The 20,621-nt window shown below is 45.7% G+C and carries 35 protein-coding genes; 33 read left to right on the top strand and 2 right to left on the bottom strand.

The window, feature by feature from the left end:
• Positions 1-11 precede the first annotated feature (11 nt).
• From GRF55_RS09675 to GRF55_RS09515, 33 genes are all read left to right on the top strand, one after another.
• Positions 12-536: a hypothetical protein gene (locus GRF55_RS09675; protein WP_255563784.1), complete on the top strand. Its 525-nt coding sequence runs from the start codon at positions 12-14 to the stop codon at positions 534-536.
• A complete protein-coding gene (locus GRF55_RS09670) occupies positions 533-1,408 on the top strand; it encodes a site-specific DNA-methyltransferase (RefSeq protein WP_220368211.1) in 876 nt (291 codons plus the stop codon). Before GRF55_RS09675 ends, GRF55_RS09670 begins: the two co-directional genes overlap by 4 nt.
• A 590-nt stretch (positions 1,409-1,998) precedes the next feature.
• On the top strand, positions 1,999-2,613 hold the full coding sequence (gene rplC, locus GRF55_RS09665) for a 50S ribosomal protein L3 (RefSeq protein ID WP_220368210.1): 615 nt from the start codon (positions 1,999-2,001) through the stop codon (positions 2,611-2,613).
• Complete coding sequence (gene rplD, locus GRF55_RS09660) at positions 2,613-3,245, top strand: 50S ribosomal protein L4 (RefSeq protein WP_220368209.1); 633 nt, start codon at positions 2,613-2,615, stop codon at positions 3,243-3,245. Before rplC ends, rplD begins: the two co-directional genes overlap by 1 nt.
• A 14-nt stretch (positions 3,246-3,259) precedes the next feature.
• Entirely contained in the window at positions 3,260-3,715 is a 456-nt protein-coding gene (gene rplW / locus GRF55_RS09655) for a 50S ribosomal protein L23 (protein WP_255563783.1), read from the top strand.
• An 8-nt stretch (positions 3,716-3,723) separates the two neighbouring features.
• Positions 3,724-4,551, top strand: a complete 828-nt coding sequence (rplB, locus tag GRF55_RS09650) for a 50S ribosomal protein L2 (RefSeq protein ID WP_220368208.1) — start codon at positions 3,724-3,726, stop codon at positions 4,549-4,551.
• A 22-nt stretch (positions 4,552-4,573) separates the two neighbouring features.
• Positions 4,574-4,840 (top strand): 30S ribosomal protein S19, encoded by a 267-nt coding sequence (gene rpsS / locus GRF55_RS09645; RefSeq protein ID WP_220368207.1) that lies wholly within the window; start codon positions 4,574-4,576, stop codon positions 4,838-4,840.
• Between the two features lie 36 nt (positions 4,841-4,876).
• Complete coding sequence (gene rplV / locus GRF55_RS09640; RefSeq protein WP_220368206.1) at positions 4,877-5,284, top strand: 50S ribosomal protein L22; 408 nt, start codon at positions 4,877-4,879, stop codon at positions 5,282-5,284.
• A gap of 2 nt (positions 5,285-5,286) precedes the next feature.
• On the top strand, positions 5,287-6,021 hold the full coding sequence (gene rpsC / locus GRF55_RS09635; protein ID WP_220368205.1) for a 30S ribosomal protein S3: 735 nt from the start codon (positions 5,287-5,289) through the stop codon (positions 6,019-6,021).
• 14 nt (positions 6,022-6,035) lie between these two features.
• Positions 6,036-6,464 carry a 50S ribosomal protein L16 gene (gene rplP, locus GRF55_RS09630; protein ID WP_220368204.1) on the top strand — a complete coding sequence of 143 codons (429 nt, stop codon included), beginning with the start codon at positions 6,036-6,038 and terminating at the stop codon, positions 6,462-6,464.
• A gap of 3 nt (positions 6,465-6,467) precedes the next feature.
• Complete coding sequence (gene rpmC, locus GRF55_RS09625; protein WP_220368203.1) at positions 6,468-6,662, top strand: 50S ribosomal protein L29; 195 nt, start codon at positions 6,468-6,470, stop codon at positions 6,660-6,662.
• Positions 6,663-6,673: 11 nt separating this feature from the next.
• A complete protein-coding gene (gene rpsQ, locus GRF55_RS09620) occupies positions 6,674-6,931 on the top strand; it encodes a 30S ribosomal protein S17 (protein WP_220368202.1) in 258 nt (85 codons plus the stop codon).
• A 2-nt stretch (positions 6,932-6,933) separates the two neighbouring features.
• Positions 6,934-7,299: a 50S ribosomal protein L14 gene (rplN, locus tag GRF55_RS09615; protein WP_220368201.1), complete on the top strand. Its 366-nt coding sequence runs from the start codon at positions 6,934-6,936 to the stop codon at positions 7,297-7,299.
• A gap of 19 nt (positions 7,300-7,318) precedes the next feature.
• Positions 7,319-7,639, top strand: a complete 321-nt coding sequence (rplX, locus tag GRF55_RS09610) for a 50S ribosomal protein L24 (protein ID WP_220368200.1) — start codon at positions 7,319-7,321, stop codon at positions 7,637-7,639.
• Position 7,640: 1 nt separating this feature from the next.
• The gene (rplE, locus tag GRF55_RS09605) at positions 7,641-8,195 is read left to right on the top strand and encodes a 50S ribosomal protein L5 (RefSeq protein ID WP_220368199.1); all 555 of its coding nucleotides are present in this window, start codon (positions 7,641-7,643) and stop codon (positions 8,193-8,195) included.
• Positions 8,196-8,200: 5 nt separating this feature from the next.
• Positions 8,201-8,503 carry a 30S ribosomal protein S14 gene (gene rpsN, locus GRF55_RS09600; RefSeq protein WP_220368198.1) on the top strand — a complete coding sequence of 101 codons (303 nt, stop codon included), beginning with the start codon at positions 8,201-8,203 and terminating at the stop codon, positions 8,501-8,503.
• A gap of 58 nt (positions 8,504-8,561) precedes the next feature.
• On the top strand, positions 8,562-8,957 hold the full coding sequence (rpsH, locus tag GRF55_RS09595; protein ID WP_220368197.1) for a 30S ribosomal protein S8: 396 nt from the start codon (positions 8,562-8,564) through the stop codon (positions 8,955-8,957).
• Between the two features lie 16 nt (positions 8,958-8,973).
• A complete protein-coding gene (rplF, locus tag GRF55_RS09590) occupies positions 8,974-9,540 on the top strand; it encodes a 50S ribosomal protein L6 (RefSeq protein WP_220368196.1) in 567 nt (188 codons plus the stop codon).
• A gap of 18 nt (positions 9,541-9,558) precedes the next feature.
• Positions 9,559-9,903 carry a 50S ribosomal protein L18 gene (gene rplR, locus GRF55_RS09585; RefSeq protein WP_220368195.1) on the top strand — a complete coding sequence of 115 codons (345 nt, stop codon included), beginning with the start codon at positions 9,559-9,561 and terminating at the stop codon, positions 9,901-9,903.
• 6 nt (positions 9,904-9,909) lie between these two features.
• Positions 9,910-10,422, top strand: coding sequence for a 30S ribosomal protein S5 (rpsE, locus tag GRF55_RS09580; RefSeq protein ID WP_220368194.1), 513 nt, complete (start codon positions 9,910-9,912; stop codon positions 10,420-10,422).
• A 10-nt stretch (positions 10,423-10,432) separates the two neighbouring features.
• Complete coding sequence (gene rpmD / locus GRF55_RS09575) at positions 10,433-10,609, top strand: 50S ribosomal protein L30 (protein WP_220368193.1); 177 nt, start codon at positions 10,433-10,435, stop codon at positions 10,607-10,609.
• A 21-nt stretch (positions 10,610-10,630) separates the two neighbouring features.
• Entirely contained in the window at positions 10,631-11,077 is a 447-nt protein-coding gene (gene rplO / locus GRF55_RS09570) for a 50S ribosomal protein L15 (RefSeq protein WP_220368192.1), read from the top strand.
• A gap of 4 nt (positions 11,078-11,081) precedes the next feature.
• Positions 11,082-12,419, top strand: a complete 1,338-nt coding sequence (gene secY / locus GRF55_RS09565) for a preprotein translocase subunit SecY (RefSeq protein ID WP_220368191.1) — start codon at positions 11,082-11,084, stop codon at positions 12,417-12,419.
• Positions 12,420-12,430: 11 nt separating this feature from the next.
• Complete coding sequence (gene map / locus GRF55_RS09560; RefSeq protein WP_220368190.1) at positions 12,431-13,228, top strand: type I methionyl aminopeptidase; 798 nt, start codon at positions 12,431-12,433, stop codon at positions 13,226-13,228.
• A gap of 6 nt (positions 13,229-13,234) precedes the next feature.
• Positions 13,235-13,453: a translation initiation factor IF-1 gene (gene infA, locus GRF55_RS09555; RefSeq protein ID WP_220368189.1), complete on the top strand. Its 219-nt coding sequence runs from the start codon at positions 13,235-13,237 to the stop codon at positions 13,451-13,453.
• A 13-nt stretch (positions 13,454-13,466) separates the two neighbouring features.
• Complete coding sequence (gene rpmJ / locus GRF55_RS09550; RefSeq protein WP_220368188.1) at positions 13,467-13,583, top strand: 50S ribosomal protein L36; 117 nt, start codon at positions 13,467-13,469, stop codon at positions 13,581-13,583.
• Positions 13,584-13,650: 67 nt separating this feature from the next.
• Positions 13,651-14,031 (top strand): 30S ribosomal protein S13, encoded by a 381-nt coding sequence (rpsM, locus tag GRF55_RS09545; RefSeq protein ID WP_220368187.1) that lies wholly within the window; start codon positions 13,651-13,653, stop codon positions 14,029-14,031.
• 17 nt (positions 14,032-14,048) lie between these two features.
• The gene (gene rpsK / locus GRF55_RS09540; RefSeq protein WP_220368186.1) at positions 14,049-14,438 is read left to right on the top strand and encodes a 30S ribosomal protein S11; all 390 of its coding nucleotides are present in this window, start codon (positions 14,049-14,051) and stop codon (positions 14,436-14,438) included.
• 57 nt (positions 14,439-14,495) lie between these two features.
• Positions 14,496-15,101, top strand: coding sequence for a 30S ribosomal protein S4 (gene rpsD / locus GRF55_RS09535; protein ID WP_220368185.1), 606 nt, complete (start codon positions 14,496-14,498; stop codon positions 15,099-15,101).
• A 12-nt stretch (positions 15,102-15,113) separates the two neighbouring features.
• Entirely contained in the window at positions 15,114-16,106 is a 993-nt protein-coding gene (locus tag GRF55_RS09530; protein ID WP_220368184.1) for a DNA-directed RNA polymerase subunit alpha, read from the top strand.
• Between the two features lie 45 nt (positions 16,107-16,151).
• A complete protein-coding gene (gene rplQ, locus GRF55_RS09525) occupies positions 16,152-16,685 on the top strand; it encodes a 50S ribosomal protein L17 (protein WP_220368183.1) in 534 nt (177 codons plus the stop codon).
• A 541-nt stretch (positions 16,686-17,226) separates the two neighbouring features.
• Positions 17,227-18,408 (top strand): phosphoribosylaminoimidazolecarboxamide formyltransferase, encoded by a 1,182-nt coding sequence (locus GRF55_RS09520; RefSeq protein ID WP_220368182.1) that lies wholly within the window; start codon positions 17,227-17,229, stop codon positions 18,406-18,408.
• 9 nt (positions 18,409-18,417) lie between these two features.
• Positions 18,418-18,609, top strand: coding sequence for a hypothetical protein (locus tag GRF55_RS09515; RefSeq protein WP_220368181.1), 192 nt, complete (start codon positions 18,418-18,420; stop codon positions 18,607-18,609).
• Between the two features lie 31 nt (positions 18,610-18,640).
• On the opposite strand, the gene pgeF is transcribed toward GRF55_RS09515, so the two are convergent.
• Both pgeF and obgE read right to left on the bottom strand, forming a co-directional pair.
• Positions 18,641-19,462 (bottom strand): peptidoglycan editing factor PgeF, encoded by an 822-nt coding sequence (pgeF, locus tag GRF55_RS09510; protein ID WP_220368180.1) that lies wholly within the window; start codon positions 19,460-19,462, stop codon positions 18,641-18,643.
• Positions 19,462-20,619, bottom strand: coding sequence for a GTPase ObgE (gene obgE, locus GRF55_RS09505; RefSeq protein WP_220368179.1), 1,158 nt, complete (start codon positions 20,617-20,619; stop codon positions 19,462-19,464). The genes pgeF and obgE overlap by 1 nt, the downstream gene beginning before the upstream one ends.
• Positions 20,620-20,621: the final 2 nt, after the last annotated feature.

Below are 20,621 nucleotides of genomic sequence, written 5' to 3'. Positions count from 1 at the left end.
AAGACATGGGCATGATAAAGAACAAATACAATCACGCTATCGATCTCAAAAAAATCCATATCTGCAACATGGATCGCAAGGCATTTGCGCAAGCCATCATAGATATTGAATACAGAGGCTACGAGGTGGAGCAAATTGACGACGGCAGAAAGATTGTCATCACCAAACCTGGTGGAAAGAAGGCTTTCGGTCGTCCTTATAAAGAGGACATACAGGTTTTCATCTTCGACTCGTCAGACAATTCTCTCTGGCAAATCTCGCATGACCAAATCATTGAGGATGTCAGGGCAAAATTAGCTGAAGATAAAACCCAAGGCGCGAAGTTGTTGGAATATCTGGAGCGAACATACAACGGTGAGGACCCCGAAGACTTCATCAGCGATATTCGTAGCCTAAACTTTCAGACAGGAGAAACCCCAGAAGCCCTTATAAAGGCTTACAAATGGATATGGGGGCAGGAAGATGTTAACTATCCGACACAAGCAGGCAGGGCGTTATCATGGGAAAGCTTCCAAGAAATGATTGACAGCCTATGATCACTCCTTACTACCGCTCCGCCTCCCACGACTTCACCCTCCTCCACGGTGATTGCTTCGAGCTGCTCCCTCAGTTCAAGTTCTACTTCGACATGATTTTCGCCGACCCGCCCTACTTCCTCTCCAACGACGGCATTAGTGTGCAGGCAGGGAAAATTGTGTCCGTCAACAAAGGCGAATGGGACCGCGGCGGCACGCCTGAGGAAATTAACGAATTCAACAAGCGATGGATAAGCCTCTGCCGCGACAAACTGAAGGACAACGGTACCATCTGGATTTCCGGCACCTATCACAACATCTTCTCCGTAGCCAACAGCCTCACCGAACTGGGCTTCAAGATACTCAACGTCGTCACATGGGCAAAGACTAACCCACCACCTAACATCTCCTGCCGCTACTTCACCTACTCCACAGAGTTCATCATCTGGGCACGCAAAAACGCCAAGTATCCCCACCGCTTCAACTACGAACTGATGAAACAACTAAACGATGACAAGCAGATGACCGACGTGTGGCGACTACCCGCCATCGCCCCGTGGGAAAAATCTTGCGGCAAGCATCCCACACAGAAGCCCCTCGCCCTGCTCACCCGCATCATCCTCGCCTCCACCGACAAAAACGCGTGGATTCTCGACCCCTTCGCCGGCTCTTCGACCACCGGCATTGCCGCCAACCTCATCGGCCGCCGCTACCTTGGCATCGAGCGGGATCTGCAGTTCGCCGACATCAGCCGCAAGCGCCGCGAGGAAATCGACAGTTTCAAGACCTACAGCAACTACCGCTCCAAGATAAAGGACATTGCCAAGTCGGAGATATTGGAACCGTCATGTTTTGTATGTGAAGATGGTGTCATTAGTGATCTGCCTTTTTGAATAGAGAGGATCATGAAATATACAAGCAGAACTGTCCAATGGCATCACGCAATATAAAGGATGCTTTGATTGCAGGAAAGATTAAGGAGGAGAAAACGGAAAACCAAAGCCGAAACAATAAGGGATATGTGCCATTCTGGGCATAGAGTATGTAACCAACACGTAACTGGAGGCATGTTTTAAAAAATGATTATTCTTGGATAGAGCCGATAAATAAAGGGATTTTCAGGTGTGAATAGTATGTAACTGATATGTAACCCGCATGTAACTGAGAGAGGGGAATACTATCGGCTATTGTATCTATGCTTGGTGGGAAGGCAAACAATCATTCGGGGTAAAAAATGGCGGTTGATTAAAAATAATGAAAAAAGTTTGGTGGAAAGTAAAAATATTCGTACCTTTGCACCCGCTAAAAAGTGTATTGCGCTGGCTCTGAGGCTAACAATACCCGGATAAAGAGCAACTTAGCCTTCGAAGACGAAGCGGTTCAAGTTCCTTTTTAAGTGGGTTGTTGAGCATCGGGCGGCAACAAACGATCACTTAAAAAGGAACAATTATTATATAGTATAACATATTAATTATTAATTGAAATGCCAGGATTAATAGGAAGAAAAATCGGAATGACATCCGTTTTCAGTGCCGACGGTAAGAACGTACCGTGCACTGTTATCGAAGCTGGTCCTTGTGTTGTAACCCAAGTAAAGACCGTTGAGAAAGACGGTTACAAGGCTGTTCAATTAGGTTTCGCAGAAGCAAAGGAGAAAAACACCTCCAAGGCGATGATGGGAGCCTTCAAGAAAGCCGGTACAACACCAAAGAAGCACTTGGCCGAGTTCAAGTTTGACGAGGAGTTAAACCTCGGTGACACCGTCACAGTTGAGATCTTCAATGACACTCAGTTTGTTGACGTTGTAGGAACTTCTAAGGGAAAAGGATTCCAGGGAGTAATGAAACGCCACGGTTTCGGTGGTGTAGGTCAGGCTACCCACGGTCAGGACGACCGTGCTCGCAAGCCGGGTTCTATTGGTGCATGTTCTTATCCTGCAAAGGTGTTCAAGGGTATGCGCATGGGTGGACACATGGGTACAGACCGTGTGACAACTCAAAATCTCAGAGTGTTAAAGGTAATTCCAGAGCACAACCTGATTCTCGTGAAGGGCAGTGTGGCTGGATATAATGGTTCAACCGTTTTAATCAATAAGTAATGGAACTCAGCGTATTAAATATTAACGGTCAGGAGACCGGAAGAAAGGTTACGTTAAACGAATCGATCTTTGGAATTGAGCCTAACGACCACGTTCTGTACCTGGATGTCAAGCAGTATCTTGCAAACCAGCGTCAGGGAACGGCAAAGGCTAAGGAAAGAAGTGAACACGCCGGTTCTACACGCAAGCTCGGTCGTCAGAAAGGTGGCGGTGGAGCACGTCATGGTGACATTAACTCTCCATTGCTCAGAGGTGGTGGACGCGTGTTTGGTCCCAAACCCCGCGACTATCGCTTTAAGTTGAATAAGAAAGTTAAAGCGCTTGCGCGCAGATCTGCGTTGAGTTATAAGGCACAGGAGAACGCAATCATTATAGTAGAAGACTTCACTTTTGAAGCTCCGAAAACTAAAGAATTCATAAATGTTACTAAAAATCTTAAAGTTGACGGTAAGAAGCTTCTCTTTGTTTTGCCAGAATCAAATAAAAACGTATATTTGTCGGCTCGAAATCTGCAAAAGGCAGAAGTCATGCTTGCGTCAACACTCAATACGTACAAAGTTTTGAATGCTGAGGTGCTTGTCGTGACTGAAAATTCTTTGAAGACAATAGACGGAATCTTAGACAAAAAATAAGGAGGTATATAGATATGGCATTTATTATCAAACCACTGGTCACTGAGAAGATGACCAAGATGACGGATAAGTCTTCAGAGGCAAAGACACTCAGAACGAAATCGAAAAAAGCGATTGAGACAAAGAATGCTGTCGAGGAAAAGATTACTTACACAGTGAAGAGCAAGACCCGCGCGAAGAAAGGTTTGCCAGAGGAAACTCGTGAAAAAACTGTATATAAGTATGAGAAACCCGCACAGGTGAAGTATGGATTTATTGTAAAACCCGAAGCCAACAAGCTGGAGATCAAGAAAGAAATCGAAGGTTTGTATAACGTTACTGTAATTAAGGTGAACACTTGCCGTTATGCAGGCAAACGCTCTTCCCGTTACACACGGGCAGGTCTGGTGAAGGGGCAGAAAAATGCCTTCAAGAAAGTGATTGTCACTCTGAAAGAAGGTGATGCAATTGATTTTTATAGCAATATTTAATAAATAAAATGGCAGTACGTAAATTTAAACCGGTAACTCCCGGTCAAAGACACAAGATTATTGGCACGTTCGAGGAAATTACTGCATCCGTGCCAGAGAAGTCTCTCGTTTACGGTAAGCGCTCTACCGGTGGTCGAAACAACACCGGAAAGATGACTGTTCGCTACAGAGGTGGCGGTCATAAGAGAAAGTATCGTCTGATCGACTTCAAACGAGAGAAAGATGGTGTTCCAGCTGTAGTGAAGACAATCGAATACGATCCGAACCGTTCGGCACGTATCGCATTGCTGTTCTACGCTGATGGTGAAAAACGTTACATTATTGCTCCTAACGGACTGCAGGTGGGTGCAACACTCATGTCTGGCGCAGAGGCTGCACCAGAAGTTGGAAATGCACTCCCACTTGCCAATATCCCTGTCGGAACAGTGATTCATAACATTGAATTGCGTCCGGGTCAGGGTGCGTTACTCGTTCGTTCGGCTGGTAATTTTGCTCAGTTGACTTCTCGTGAAGGTGCTTATTGTGTAATTAAACTTCCTTCTGGCGAAACCCGTCAGATTCTCTCTGCTTGTAAAGCTACAGTAGGTAGTGTAGGTAACTCAGACCATGCATTGGAGCAGTCAGGTAAGGCTGGTCGCTCTCGCTGGTTGGGACGCCGTCCGCACAACCGTGGTGTTGTAATGAACCCGCATGATCACCCGATGGGTGGTGGTGAAGGACGTCAGTCTGGAGGTCATCCACGCTCTCGCAAGGGTCTGTATGCTAAGGGACTTAAGACTCGTGCACCTAAGAAGCTTTCGAACAAGTATATTATTGAAAGAGCAAATAAGAAATAAACAAGTTAATTAGAGTATTTTTATGAGTCGATCATTAAAAAAAGGTCCATATATCAACGTCTCTCTGGAAAAGAAAATCCTCGCTATGAACGAGAGTGGAAAGAAGACTGTTGTTAAGACATGGGCTCGGGCTTCAATGATATCTCCTGATTTTGTAGGACATACCGTTGCAGTTCATAATGGAAACAAATTCATTCCTGTATATATTACGGAAAACATGGTAGGACACAAGCTCGGTGAATTCTCTCCGACGCGTAAGTTTGGTGGCCATGCTGGAAATAAGAAATAACAGGGCAATAAACATTGAATAAAAGAAAATAAGATAATGGGAGCAAGAAAACACATTTCGGCTGAAAAAAGAAAAGAAGCCTTGAAGAGCATGTATTTTGCTAAACTCAATGGCGTTCCTTCTTCTCCGCGTAAAATGCGTTATGTCGTAGATATGATTCGCGGAATGGAAGTGAACCGTGCCCTCGGTGTGCTCAGATTCTCCAAGAAAGCAGCAGCAGCCAATGTTGAAAAACTGTTGCGCTCTGCAATTGCTAACTGGGAGCAAAAGAATGACCGCAAGGCAGAAGACGGTGAACTTTATGTTTCTAAAGTCTTCGTAGATGAGGGTGTTACAATGAAACGCATGAGACCGGCACCACAAGGTCGCGGTTACAGAATCCGTAAGCGTTCTAATCATGTGACTCTGTTTGTTGATTCTAAAACTAATGACGAAAAAGAATAAGTATGGGACAGAAAGTTAATCCAATAAGCAATCGTCTGGGAATTATCAGAGGTTGGGACTCAAACTGGTTCGGAGGTAAGAACTTCGGTGAGAATATTGTGGAGGATCAAAAGATTCGCAAATATCTTAACGAACGCCTTGCAAATGCGAGCATCTCTCGCATCATCATCGAACGTACATTGAGACTTGTCACCATCACCATCTGCACGGCCCGTCCGGGAATCGTCATTGGTAGAGGAGGTCAGGATGTTGATAAGCTGAAAGAAGAACTGAAGAAACTCTACAACAAAGAGATTCAAATAAATATCTTTGAAGTAAAGAAACCTGAGCTTGATGCTACGATTGTGGCCAATAACATTGCTCGCCAAGTCGAAGGTAAGATTGCTTACCGTCGTGCTATAAAAATGGCTATTGCGAACACAATGCGTGCAGGAGCAGAGGGTGTGAAGATTCAGATTACAGGTCGTCTGAACGGAGCGGAAATGGCTCGCAAAGAATTGTATAAGGAAGGACGTACTCCTTTGCATACATTCCGTGCAGACATCGATTACTGTCAGGCAGAAGCACTTACTAAGGTAGGATTGCTCGGAATCAAGGTGTGGATTTGCCGTGGTGAAGTTTACGGAGATCGTGACATCACAGCAAGTTTCAGCCAAGAGAAATCCGGCAATGCTGGACGTGGTAATGGCGGCGGACGCATGGGTAGAGGTAATCGTAAAAGAAGTACTAATCGTTAAAAAGAAAAGCTATCATGTTACAGCCCAAAAGAGTTAAATACAGAAGACCTCAAGATGGACGTGGCAATAAAGGCAACGCCCATAGAGGTACACAGCTGGCTTTCGGTTCGTTTGGAATCAAAACACTTGAGAGAAAATGGATTGATAGCCGTCAGATTGAGGCTGCTCGTGTGGCAGTCAATCGTTATATGAACCGTGAGGGTCAAGTATGGATTCGTATTTTCCCAGATAAACCAATTACTCGCAAGCCGGCAGACGTCCGCATGGGTAAAGGTAAGGGAGACCCCGCAGGTTGGGTGGCTCCGGTAACACCGGGTCGCATCCTTTTTGAAGTAGAAGGCGTTCCTTTTGAGGTGGCAAAAGAGGCTCTCCGCCTTGGCGCCCAGAAGTTGCCGGTTAAGACAAAGTTTGTTGTTAGACGTGATTACGATAAAAACGCTTAAGCTATGAAGATCAATGAAATTAAAGAACTCGAGACCAAAGATTTGGTTGAGAGACTCGAAGGAGAGGAGCTCAGACTCCATAAAATGAAATTGAATCACTCAATTACTCCACTTGAGAATCCATCACAGATTAAGGCTGTTCGTCGTGACATCGCACGCATGAAGACAGAACTTCGTCAAAGAGAACTTAACAAATAACAATGGTTTAGATGGAAACAAGAAACTTAAGAAAGACAAGACAGGGTGTCGTAATCAGCAACAAGATGGATAAAACCATTGTTATTGCATCGAAATTCAAAGAGAAGCACCCTATTTATGGTAAATTTGTACAGCATACAAAGAAATACCATGTGCATGATGAAAAAAATGAGGCAAATATCGGTGATACAGTTCTCATTATGGAAACCCGTCCTTTGAGCAAAACAAAGAGATGGAGATTAGTTCAAATAATAGAAAAAGCTAAGTAATTATGATACAGGCAGAATCAAGACTTACAGTATGTGATAACAGCGGTGCACGTGAAGCTCTCTGCATCCGTGTGTTGGGTGGTACCCGCCGTCGTTATGCAAGTGTTGGTGACGTGATTGTCGTAGCTGTCAAGAACGTTATCCCGTCAAGTGAACTGAAAAAAGGTGCAGTATCAAAGGCTTTGATTGTTCGTACAAAGAAAGAGATTCGTCGTGCAGACGGTTCTTATATCCGTTTCGATGACAATGCTTGTGTACTCCTGAACAATGCTGGTGAACTTCGTGGCAGCCGCATCTTCGGACCAGTAGCCCGTGAGTTGCGTGCAGTAAACATGAAAGTTGTTTCTTTGGCACCTGAGGTTCTTTAATAATTAATAAGGAAAAGAAATGAAAAAGATGCATATTAAAAAAGGCGATACCGTGATTGTTCTTACTGGTGAAGACAAGGGCAAGACTGGTAAGGTGCTACAAGTTCTGAAGGAGAAGGAGCAGGCTATTGTTGAGGGCGTCAGAATCGTTACCAAGAGTGCAAAGCCTTCTGCTAAGAATCCTCAGGGAGGTTTCATCAAGATGGAAGCTCCGATTCATATCTCAAACATTAGTTTGATTGACCCGAAAAGTGGCAAGCCGACTCGTATCAGCATAAAGAAGACTGACGATGGCAAAAAAGTCCGTATTGCAAAAAAATCAGGGGAGGAGATAAAGTAATATGAATACAGCACAGTTGAAAAAAGAATATGCTGAGCGAATAGCTCCGGCATTGAAAGAGCAGTTCAAATATTCATCGGCAATGCAGGTTCCTGTATTGAAGAAGATTGTAGTGAACCAAGGACTTGGAGATGCTACTCAAGATAAGAAAATTATTGATGTAGCAATCAATGAGATAACGACAATTACAGGTCAAAAAGCCGTAGCCACCTATTCAAAAAAGGATATTGCGAACTTTAAACTTCGTAAGAAAATGCCTATTGGAGTAATGGTGACGCTGCGTCGTGAGCGTATGTACGAATTCTTGGAGAAACTCGTACGTATAGCACTCCCTCGTATTCGTGACTTTAAAGGAATCGAGAGCAAGTTTGACGGACGTGGAAATTATACGCTTGGTATCCAAGAGCAAATTATTTTCCCGGAAATCAATATTGACAACATTGACAGGATTCAGGGAATGAATATCACTTTCGTGACATCAGCTCAGACCGATGAGGAAGGATATGCATTGCTGAAGGCTTTCGGACTTCCCTTCAAAAACGCTAAAAACGATTAATAGATATGGCAAAAGAATCAATGAAGGCGCGTGAAATCAAGCGTGCAAAACTTGTCGCCCGTTATGCGGAGAAGCGTGCAGCACTGAAGAAGATTATTGCAACAGCAGAAGATCCTGCTGAAGCATACGAAGCTGCTCGTAAGTTGCAGAGTATTCCGAAAAATGCGAACCCCATCCGTTTGCATAACCGCTGCAAAATCACGGGACGTCCGAAAGGATACATCCGTCAGTTTGGTCTTTCACGTATTCAGTTCCGTGAGATGGCATCTGCAGGTTTGATTCCTGGAGTTAGGAAAGCAAGTTGGTAAGACAGAGTGTGTTATTAATATTGTCGGGGGAGTCCCGATTAATTAAAACTTTTATTTTATGACAGATCCAATAGCAGATTATCTGACCAGACTCAGAAACGCAATTATGGCTCATCACCGAGTTGTAGAAGTTCCTGCGTCTAACTTGAAGAAAGAGATTACAAAAATCCTCTTCGAGAAAGGTTACATCTTGAACTATAAGTTCATAGAAGATGGACCTCAGGGTACGATCAAAGTGGCTTTGAAGTACAATCCTGAAACGAAAGCAAACGCGATTAAGTGTTTGAAGAGAGTGTCCACACCAGGTCTTCGTAAGTACACTGGTTACAAGGACATGCCGAGAGTTATTAACGGATTGGGTATAGCAATTCTATCCACATCCAAAGGTGTCATGACAGACAAGGAAGCCTCAGAGCTGAAAATCGGTGGTGAGGTACTTTGCTTTGTTTATTAATTGGAGGATTTAGAATATGTCAAGAATAGGAAAATTGCCAATTAATATTCCTGCAGGAGTGACTATTTCTCAGGAAAATGGTATCGTTACGGTGAAAGGTCCGAAAGGAGAACTCTCACAGAAAGTCGATTCGTCAATTTTGATGAAAATCGAAGACGGACAGATTATATTTGAAGTGGACGAGAATAGTCCTGTTAACTATAAGCAGAAACAGGCTTTCCATGGACTTTATCGTTCGTTGGTAAACAATATGGTTGTAGGTGTAAGCGAAGGCTTCACGAAGACACTGGAATTGGTAGGTGTTGGTTATCGTGTTTCCAACCAAGGCAATCTGATAGAGTTTGCGTTAGGTTACACCCATCCGATATTCATACAGCTTCCGAAAGAAGTAAAGGTGGAGACAAAATCGGAGAGAAACCAAAATCCTCTGTTGATTCTGGAGTCTTGTGACAAGCAGTTGTTAGGACTCATTTGTGCAAAAATTCGTTCTTTCCGTATGCCGGAGCCTTACAAGGGTAAAGGTGTCCTGTTCCAGGGCGAAGTCATCCGCAGAAAGTCTGGAAAGACCGCTGCAGCTAAGTAACTTTAATAATTTACGATTATGACAACAAAGAAAGTAGAAAGACGAATTAAGATTAAATATAGGATTCGCAAACGTGTGAATGGAACTGCTGAGCGTCCTCGTATGAGTGTGTTCCGCTCCAACAAGCAGATTTACGTTCAGATTGTAAATGACCTGACAGGCACAACACTTGCATCAGCTTCTTCTCTGGGAATGGAAACGATGCCAAAGAAAGAGCAGGCAGCTAAAGTGGGTGAGCTTATCGCAAAAAAAGCCCAAGAGGTAGGTGTTGAGAAAATAGTGTTCGACCGCAACGGATATCTGTATCATGGTCGTGTGAAAGCATTGGCAGACGCTGCCCGTGAAGGTGGACTTAAATTTTAAACGATTATGGCAATAAATAGAGTAAAAATAAGCAGTGACATCGAGTTGAAAGACCGTTTGGTTGCTATAAACCGTGTTACAAAAGTGACAAAAGGTGGACGTACCTTTACGTTCGCAGCCATCGTCGTTGTAGGTGATGGTCATGGTGTAATCGGATGGGGACTTGGTAAGGCAGGTGAAGTAACTGCTGCTATCGCCAAAGGTGTTGAGGCAGCAAAGAAAAATCTGGTGAAGGTTCCTGTTCTGAAAGGTACGATTCCTCATGAAGTAGAAGTAAGTTTTGGAGGTGCGAAGGTATTCCTCAGACCAGCAGCAGCAGGTACGGGAATGGTTGCCGGAGGTGCTATGCGTGCCGTACTTGAGAGTGTCGGTGTGACGGATGTGTTGGCAAAGTCCAAAGGTTCATCCAATCCTCACAATCTCGTAAAGGCTACTATCAAGGCTCTCTGCGAAACCCGCGATGCTTATACCGTAGCTCGTGACCGAGGCATCAGTATGGAAAAAGTATTTAGAGGATAAGGAGGCAGTTATGGCAACAATTAAGATTAAGCAGATTAAGAGTAAAATAGGCTATCCGATAGACCAGAAACGTACGCTTGAGGCTTTAGGACTTCATCGAATCTCTCAAGTTGTAGAGCGTGAAGACACTCCTAGCCTTCGTGGTATGATTAGAAAGGTTCATCATCTGGTGACCATAGTAGAATAACACTTAAAAGGAAGATTGATTATGAAATTACATACGTTAAAACCAGCAGCTGGTTCAACACATTCTCCTCGGCGTATAGGTCGTGGTCCTGGTTCAGGACTTGGCGGAACCTCTACTCGTGGTCATAAAGGTGCAAAATCTCGTTCCGGTTATAAGCGTAAAATCGGTTTTGAAGGTGGTCAGATGCCACTTCAGCGCCGTGTGCCGAAATCAGGTTTCAAGAACATTAACCACAAGGAGTATTTCGCAGTTAATCTGTCAACACTTCAGAAATTGGCAGAGGAGAAGAACCTTACAAAAATCGGAATTGCAGAACTTCGTGAGGCAGGACTTACAAATGGTAAGGAGCTTGTGAAGATTCTTGCAAAAGGCGAATTGAAGGTGAAACTGGATGTTGAAGCCCACGCATTCTCAAAGACTGCGGAAGAGGCAATCAAGGCAGCAGGTGGTAATACAACTATAATCTAAGTAAATGAAAAAGTTTATTGAAGCACTGAAGAACTGTTGGAAGGTTGAGGATCTGCGTCAGCGCATCCTCATAACCATCCTGTTTGTGGCAATCTATCGTTTTGGATCGTTTGTCGTCCTGCCAGGCATTAATCCTGCCGGACTTGCCAACTTGCAGGCGCAGACAGAGGGCGGTTTGATGTCCCTTCTTGACATGTTCTCCGGTGGTGCATTTGCCAATGCATCTATATTTGCATTAGGTATTATGCCTTATATCTCTGCTTCTATCGTCATGCAGCTTCTTGCTGTTGCTGTGCCTTATTTCCAGAAGATGCAGCGTGAAGGCGAGAGCGGAAGAAAGAAAATCAGTTGGTATACGCGAATCCTGACCGTAGCAATTCTACTCTTTCAGGCTCCGTCGTATCTTATCAACTTGCGTATCCAGTCAGGAGGTGCTCTCGCGCAGGGTATTGACTGGACGGTTTTCATGATACCGGCGACGATTATTCTGGCAGCAGGCAGTATGTTCATTCTTTGGTTAGGTGAGCGTATTACGGATAAAGGCATAGGAAATGGTGTATCTATCATTATTATGATAGGTATTATCGCACGTCTGCCGCAGTCATTTGTACAGGAAGTTACCTCACGCTTTACAGCCATTTCAGGTGGTGGATTGGTGATGTTTATCATTGAAATCCTGATACTGTTTGCAGTGGTATGTGCTGCGATTCTTCTGGTACAAGGTGTGCGGAAGATTCCCGTTCAATATGCAAAGCGTGTAGTTGGCAACAAACAGTATGGAGGTGCTCGCCAATACATTCCGTTGAAGTTGTTCGCAGCTAATGTGATGCCGATTATCTTCGCACAGGCGTTGATGTTCATCCCGTTGGCAATCGTTCAATATTCTTCGGAAAACAGCAACTCGTTTGTCCGTTCACTGATGGACCATACAAGTTTGACGTACAATATTATCTTTGCCGTACTTATTATTGCATTTACATATTTCTATACAGCCATTACGTTGAATCCGACACAAATGGCAGAGGATATGAAGCGCAATAATGGCTTTATCCCAGGCGTAAAGCCAGGTAAGAGCACGGCAGAATATATTGATACGATTATGTCGCGAATCACCCTTCCTGGGTCTCTTTTTATTGCATTTATTGCAATCATGCCAGCTCTCGCTGGTTTGCTGAATGTGCAGCAGGCTTTTGCGCAATTCTTCGGAGGAACCTCTTTGCTAATTCTTGTCGGTGTAGTCATCGATACGCTTCAACAGATAGAGAGCCATCTGATGATGCGCCACTATGACGGTCTGCTTAACTCCGGACGTACACGTAATACAGGAGTTTCTGCATATTAATATCTGTCGGAATGAAGATATTTCTGAAGACAGAGGATGAAATTGAGCTGATGCGCCAAGCGAACCAACTCGTTGGCAAGACACTTGGCGAATTGGCAAAGCATATAAAACCAGGTGTAACTACACTCCAATTAGATCAAATTGCGGAAGAGTTCATCAGAGACCATGGGGCAATCCCGACGTTCAAGAACTTTCCGAATGACTATGGAGCTCCCTTCCCTGCCAGCATTTGTACATCGGTCAACGATGTGGTTGTGCATGGAATACCTGATGACAAGACCGTGTTGAAAGAAGGAGATATTATTTCCATCGATTGTGGTACGGTTCTTAATGGTTTCAATGGCGACTCTTGTTACACGTTTTGTGTGGGAGAAGTGAGTGAGGAAGTGAAAAACCTCTTGCGCGTCACCAAAGAGTCTCTCTATCGGGGAATAGAGAATGCCGTTGCGGGGAGGCATCTTGGAGACATAAGTGATGCAGTTCAAAGTCATTGCGAACAGAATAAATATGGTGTCGTAAGGGAACTGACAGGTCATGGTATCGGACGACAGATGCATGAAGACCCTCAGGTGCCGAACTACGGACGACGCGGAAACGGAGTGCTTTTGAAAGCAGGGATGTGCTTGGCAATTGAGCCAATGATAACAATGGGAGCCCGCGATATTTATATGATGCCGGACCGTTGGACCATCCGTACCCGTGACGGAAAATGGGCAGCACATTTCGAACACACCATCGCTGTGCGTAAGGGAAGAGCTGAGATTTTGTCCTCGTTTGACGAAGTAGAGAAGATAGAAGCAAAATTATAAATCAAGATGGCAAAGCAAACCGCGATTGAGCAGGACGGAACAATATTGGAATCGTTATCAAACGCCATGTTCCGTGTAGAACTTGAGAATGGAGTACAGATTATCGCTCACATCTCTGGAAAGATGAGGATGCACTACATCAAGATTCTGCCTGGAGACAAGGTGAAGGTAGAAATGAGTCCGTACGACCTGACAAAAGGAAGAATCGTATTTAGATACAAATAAACATCGAACACATATGAAGACAAGAACATCATTGAAAAGACGTACACCGGATTGCAAGATTGTCCGCCGTAAGGGACGTCTGTTTATCATCAACAAGAAAAACCCTAAGTACAAGGTACGTCAGGGCTAAGTACGTCAGTGTGTACGCGAAGACACAAGAAAAAAAGAACATTAGTTAATCATTTAAAAAACAAAAAATGGCAATAAGAATTGTTGGAGTAGATTTGCCCCAGAATAAGCGTGGCGAAATCGCATTGACCTATATCTATGGAATAGGTCGAAGTAGTTCAGCAAAGATATTGGATAAAGCAGGCGTGAGCCGCGACTTGAAAGTCAACGAATGGAGTGACGACCAGGCTGCTAAGATCCGTGAAATTATCGGTGCTGAGTACAAAGTAGAAGGTGATCTCCGTTCAGAGGTTCAGTTAAACATCAAGCGACTGATGGACATCGGTTGCTATCGTGGAGTTAGACATCGCCACGGTCTTCCTGTACGCGGACAGAGCACAAAGAACAATGCTCGCACCCGCAAGGGAAGAAAGAAGACCGTTGCAAACAAGAAAAAAGCTACTAAGTAATTGAAAGGGTTTTAGACATGGCAAAGAAAACAACATCATCAAGAAAAAGAAACGTAAAGGTTGATGCTATGGGCCAGCTTCATGTTCATAGCTCTTTCAACAACATCATTGTGTCTTTGGCTAACAGCGAAGGACAAGTAATCTCATGGTCTTCAGCAGGCAAGATGGGCTTCCGCGGTTCTAAGAAGAACACTCCTTATGCAGCACAGATGGCAGCAGAGGATTGCGCGAAAGTGGCATTCGACCTCGGACTGCGCAAGGTGAAAGCATACGTGAAAGGACCGGGTAACGGTCGCGAAAGTGCTATCCGTGCCGTCCATGGAGCAGGCATTGAAGTGACGGAAATTATCGATGTTACACCGCTTCCGCACAATGGATGCCGTCCGCCGAAGCGTCGTAGAGTATAATAATTGACGTTATTGCAATAACGTGATATCGAAAAACGAAACATTATTTTTTATATTATGGCAAGATACATAGGACCGAAATCAAAAATTGCGCGCCGTTTTGGAGAACCCATCTTCGGTGCAGACAAAGTTTTGTCCCGCAGGAACTTCCCTCCGGGACAGCATGGCAACAACCGTCGCCGCAAGCAGTCGGAGTACGCAGTCATGCTGGCAGAGAAGCAGAAAGCCAAGTACACTTATGGCGTACTTGAGCGCCAGTTCCGTAATATGTTTGAAAAGGCATCAAAGTCGGAAGGTATCACCGGTGAGGTTCTTCTCCAGAACCTTGAGAGTCGTCTCGACAACGTGGTGTTCCGCCTTGGTATCGCCCCGACCCGTGCAGCTGCTCGCCAGCTTGTCGGACACAAGCATATTATTGTGGACGGTAAAGTTGTGAATATTCCATCTTACTCGGTTAAGCCAGGTCAGATTGTTGGTGTTCGTGAGAAGTCCAAGTCATTGGAAGTTATCGAAGCATCGCTCGCTGGGTTCAGCCACAGTAAGTACCCATGGTTTGAATGGGATGAAAGCACCAAGAGCGGGAAATATCTCCATAAGCCCGACCGTGCCGATATCCCTGAGAATATCAAAGAGCAGTTAATCGTTGAGTTGTACTCTAAATAAATCATTAAATTAATGGCGATATTAGCATTTCAAAAACCCGATAAAGTTGTAATGTTGGAGGCTGACGATAAGTTCGGCAAGTTTGAATTCCGTCCTTTAGAGCCAGGCTTTGGAGTTACTATTGGCAACTCCCTGCGACGCATACTTCTTTCATCGCTTGAGGGCTTTGCCATCAATACCGTCAAAATCGGCGGCGTTGAGCATGAGTTCTCTTCAGTACCAGGCGTGAAGGAAGACGTCACCAACATTATCTTGAACCTGAAGCAAGTTCGGTTCAAGCAAGTAGTAGAAGAATTCGAGAACGAAAAAGTCTCTATCACCGTTGAGAATTCCACCGAGTTCAAAGCAGGTGACATCGGCAAGTATCTGACTGGATTTGAAGTGTTAAACCCAGATTTGGTGATTTGTCATTTAGATGCGAAAGCTTCCATGCAGATAGATCTTACTATCAATAAAGGGCGCGGCTACGTGCTTGCAGACGAGAATCGTGACTTCTGCACGGATGTTAATGTACTCCCAATCGATTCTATCTACACACCGATTCGTAACGTAAAATACAGCGTTGAGCCTTATCGCGTCGAGCAGAAAACCGACTACGATAAACTCGTGCTTGAAGTTACTACGGATGGTTCCATTCACCCGAAAGACGCACTGAAAGAGGCAGCAAAAATCCTCATTCATCATTTCATGCTCTTCTCCGACGAGAAGATTACGCTTGAGAATCCTGACCTTGATAACAATCAGGAGTTCGATGAAGAGGTGCTCCACATGCGTCAGTTGCTCAAGACCCGTCTGATTGACATGAACCTCTCCGTTCGTGCCCTCAACTGTCTGAAGGCTGCTGATGTGGAGACGCTGGGAGACCTTGTTCAATACAACAAGACCGACCTCCTGAAGTTCCGCAATTTCGGCAAGAAATCGCTTTCTGAGCTTGATGATTTGCTCGAAGGTCTGAATCTGTCGTTTGGAACCGATATTACAAAGTATAAACTGGACAAGGAGTAAGTCGCCATTTGACAAAACCTGTCCGCTTAAAGAAAAACGTAAAAAATGAGACACGGAAAGAAATTCAATCATCTGGGTCGTACTGCAGACCATCGTCATGCCATGCTTGCAAATATGGCTATCTCGTTGATTATGCACAAAAGAATCACTACGACCCTCGCTAAGGCAAAAGCCCTCAAGAAGTATGTAGAGCCCCTTATCACACGCTGCAAGGAAGATACAACCAACTCCCGCCGCGTTGTGTTCAGCTATCTGCAGAACAAGGAAGCTCTGAAAGAACTTTTCAGCAACGTAGCAGCAAAAGTCGGAGACCGTCCCGGTGGATACACCCGTATCATCAAGCTCGGTCATCGTCAAGGCGATGCTGCTGATATCTGTTTCATCGAGCTTGTTGACTTCGACGAGAACATGGCTAAGACACCGAAGGCTGCTAAGAAGACTCGTCGTAGCCGCCGGTCAACCAAGGCAGAGACTCCTAAAGTAGAGGAAGCTCCTGTTGCTGAAGAGGTAAAGGAAGAAGCTCCCGTTGCTGAAGAAGTGAAAGAGGAAACTCCTGCCGAGGAAGCCAAAGCAGAATAAGTAGCCAACAATACTTGCGAAAGTATTAAGGAGATAGATGTTAAGAACTGCCTCTACCCGTCTTGGGTGGAGGCAGTTTTTTTGTGGTCAGACTTCTCGTTTGGACATCAAGATGGGGATTAAGTCGGGCATTTGTGCAAAGACGCATGCTGTATATTTATGCAGTGGGGTGTGGATTGGGATGCGGTTTGTAACTTATTGATAGTGAATGTATTAGGATGTACTTTCTAAAAGTTCAACTTTTAGCGTGCAAAAGTTGAACTTTTAGGCGGTGAAAGTTGAACTTTCAGCGTGCAAAAGTTGAACTTTTGGAAAACGAAAGTTCAGGTGTTATATTTATACGGTGTTTCTGTATGTTTATGCAGGTGTTTCTGTCGTGAAACAGTCGTTTGTTTTGAGTTTTGTCGTAAATAATTCTTTTTTCTGTCCGATGACCGATTTGGGAGTGTTGTTTTTTTTTTTGCGAAGTGGCATTTCTTGATGTAATGGCGTCATAATTCGGGATTTTTTTCTAAATTTGTGCCAAGAAAAAATCAGTGTCATGAAAGAACTTGCGTTAAAGTACGGATGTAATCCAAATCAGAAACCTTCGCGAATATTCATGGAGCAGGGAGAGCTGCCTGTCGAAGTGCTCTCGGGTGCTCCGGGTTATATCAATTTTCTCGATGCCCTGAATGCCTGGCAGTTGGTGCGAGAGTTGAAGCAAGCCACGGGTTTGCCTGCGGCAGCATCGTTCAAGCATGTGTCGCCGGCGGGAGCAGCAGTCGGTTTGCCTCTGAGTACGACGTTGCGGAAGATCTATTTTGTGGACGACCTGCCAGTGGAACTCTCGCCGATAGCATCGGCTTATGCGCGTGCCCGTGGTGCCGATCGCATGAGTAGCTATGGCGACTTTGTGGCGTTGTCAGACGAGTGTGATGAGGCGACGGCGTTGCTGTTGAAGCGAGAGGTGTCGGACGGCGTGATTGCTCCGGGCTTTACTCCCGAGGCTCTTGCCATTCTTCAGGCAAAGCGCAACGGGAAATATAATGTGATTAAAATCGATGCGACGTATAAGCCCGCTCCGACGGAGTGCAAACAAGTGTTTGGCATCACTTTCGAACAGGGTCGTAACGAGATAGACCTGACTTCGCCAGTCTTGTTTGAGAATATTCCTACCAAGAATAAGGAGTTTACTCCTGAAGCCCGTCGCGACTTGCTCATCGCACTGATAACGCTGAAATATACGCAGAGTAATTCCGTGTGCTACGCAAAAGATGGTCAGGCCATCGGCATCGGTGCCGGACAACAGAGTCGCATCCATTGCACGCGCCTTGCCGGACAGAAGGCAGACATCTGGTGGCTGCGGCAGCATCCGAAGGTGATGTCACTTCCTTTCGTTGAGGGCATTCGTCGTGCAGACCGCGACAATACGATAGATTTGTATATCGGCGATGAGGCAGAAGACGTGTTGCGCGATGGTTCATGGCAGCAGTTCTTCACCCGTCAGCCCGAACCTCTGACGATGGATGAGAAGCGTGAGTGGATAGCACAAAACACGCAGGTGAGTTTAGCCAGCGATGCCTTCTTTCCGTTCGGCGACAATATTGAGCGGGCTCATAAGAGTGGTGTTCAGTATATTGCACAGGCAGGAGGCTCGGTTCGTGACGACCATGTAATCATGACGTGTGACAAGTATGGCATTGCGATGGCATTTACAGGTGTGAGACTGTTTCATCATTGATAGGGCGGTATGAGTGATATAGATGAAATCATTGCCGGTGGTGGCGTTGTGTTCAAGGGCGGTGCATCGAAAAACGGTGGACGGGATGCTGAGAAGGTAAAGACCAAGGCAAAAAAGAAGAAATATATCACCGGTGCACATGGCAGCGGTTCTGCGCGGCAGAAAGCAAAATATCGGGAGCAGCGTGCGAAAAGGCGTTGATGCGCAAAACAGCAGGTAGGGCAGGCGAGAGTCAGTCTTCTTTCATCATGGCACCAGTGAATATACGCCCGCTGTTGATACCCAGCCTACGTGCGGAAAAGTAGTCGTCAGCCTGTTCGTACGTACAGATTCGTGACATGTAGATGTTCTTGTCAGGAACTCCCATTCTCAGCAGTTGCATCTGGTTACATAGCGGCAGGTCAATGTGCCATTTATAGGTGTGCGTGGCTGTCGTGTCAGAATTTGCCCGGGCAGGATATCTTTCAGCCAATGCATCCATGTCGAAGCCGGCTTGCAGAAAATCCTCATAGACCTCATCTCCGACCTCAAAATGTTTTTTTGAAATGCCCGGGCCGATGACAGCACGGAGCTCTTTGGGAGCGCAGCTGTACGCCCGGCACATCGTCTCCACCGTTTTTTGCACGATGGCAGCCACTGTCCCGCGCCATCCTGCATGGACAACGGCAACGGCATGCCGTTCCGGGTCATAGATGATGACCGGGATGCAGTCGGCAGTGGACACGCCGATGCAGATGCCGCTGACGTCGGTCATCAGCGCATCAACCCCATCGATGAATGCTTCTTTCGCATCATCGCGGAGCGACAGGAATTCAGGTGTGATTTGTCGGATGGTTGTCTGATGAACTTGGTGTGGATAGACCAAGTGTGTAGGCGCGATGCCCAGTTCTTTACAGAGCAACAGGCGATTGTCTTCGATAGCCCTTTCATCATCACCACAATACCTGTTGATGTTGAATTCAGCATAATTTCCAGTGCTCGTGCCTCCGTGTCGGGTGGTGCTGAATGCAATGATGTGTGGGACCAGGTGATAATGATTCAGTTGTGGGCGCATCAGTCTTCGTATTCAAAATCCTCCAAGTCGTCAATGTCTTCCACATCCACATATTCAATCTCCTCATCTTCTCCTTCTGCTTGCATCTCTCTGGCAAAGACGGTCATGTCCTTGTCGCGGTGCACGAGTGTGTCTTCAGCCATGATGGCTTGCAACTTGTTGTTCTCGCTGTTGAGTTCTTTCCATAAGATGTCTTTCAGTTCGTTGAGCCCTTTTCCGGTGACCGACGAGATGAATACGGTCGGCACGTCTTCAGGCAAATGTTCGCTGAGCATCTCAATGAGTTCATCGTCAAGCAAATCGCTTTTTGTCACAGCTAACACGCGATGTTTGTCGAGCATGTCGGGATTGAATTTCTTCAACTCGTTGAGCAGAATCTCGTATTCTTTCTTGATGTCGTCAGTGTCGCCGGGAACCATGAACAGCAGCAGGGAGTTGCGTTCGATATGCCTCAGGAAGCGCAATCCCAACCCTTTCCCCTCGCTTGCCCCTTCAATAATGCCGGGAATGTCTGCCATGACAAACGACTTCTGGTCGTGATAGCTGACAATGCCGAGTGAGGGTTCGAGCGTGGTGAACGGGTAGTTGGCGATTTTCGGGCGTGCGCTGGAGAGTGATGAGAGAAGTGTGGACTTTCCTGCATTGGGAAATCCTACCAGTCCGACGTCAGCAAGAAGCTTAAGTTCAAGGATAATGGTCATCTCCTGCATCGGTTCGCCGGGCTGTGCATAGCGCGGAGCCTGATTGGTGGATGAGCGGAACTGGAAATTTCCAAGACCGCCTCGTCCGCCTTTTAATAAAAGGACCTCCTGCCCGTCGTACATCACGTCGCAGACGAACTTTCCCGTCTCAGCATTGTAAACGACTGTTCCGCACGGCACGTCGATGTATTGGCTTTTTCCGTTCGTGCCATGACATTTGTCACGTCCGCCGTTTCCTCCGTGCTCGGCGAAAACGTGTCGCTGATAGCGCAGGTGGAGGAGTGTCCAGTAATTATGGTTGCCCCTCAGATAGATGCTTCCTCCGTCCCCTCCGTCTCCACCGTCGGGACCTCCGTTCGGGTTGTATTTCACATGGCGCAGGTGCATGGAACCTCTTCCGCCCTTTCCCGAACGGCAGCATATCTTCACGTAGTCAACGAAGTTCGATTCAGCCATGT

Origin of the sequence: Prevotella sp. Rep29, assembly GCF_019551475.1 — a bacterium.
GTDB lineage: Bacteria > Bacteroidota > Bacteroidia > Bacteroidales > Bacteroidaceae > Prevotella.
The sequence above is the reverse complement of the archived record's forward strand: the minus strand, read 5'-3'. Positions and strand labels throughout refer to the sequence as shown.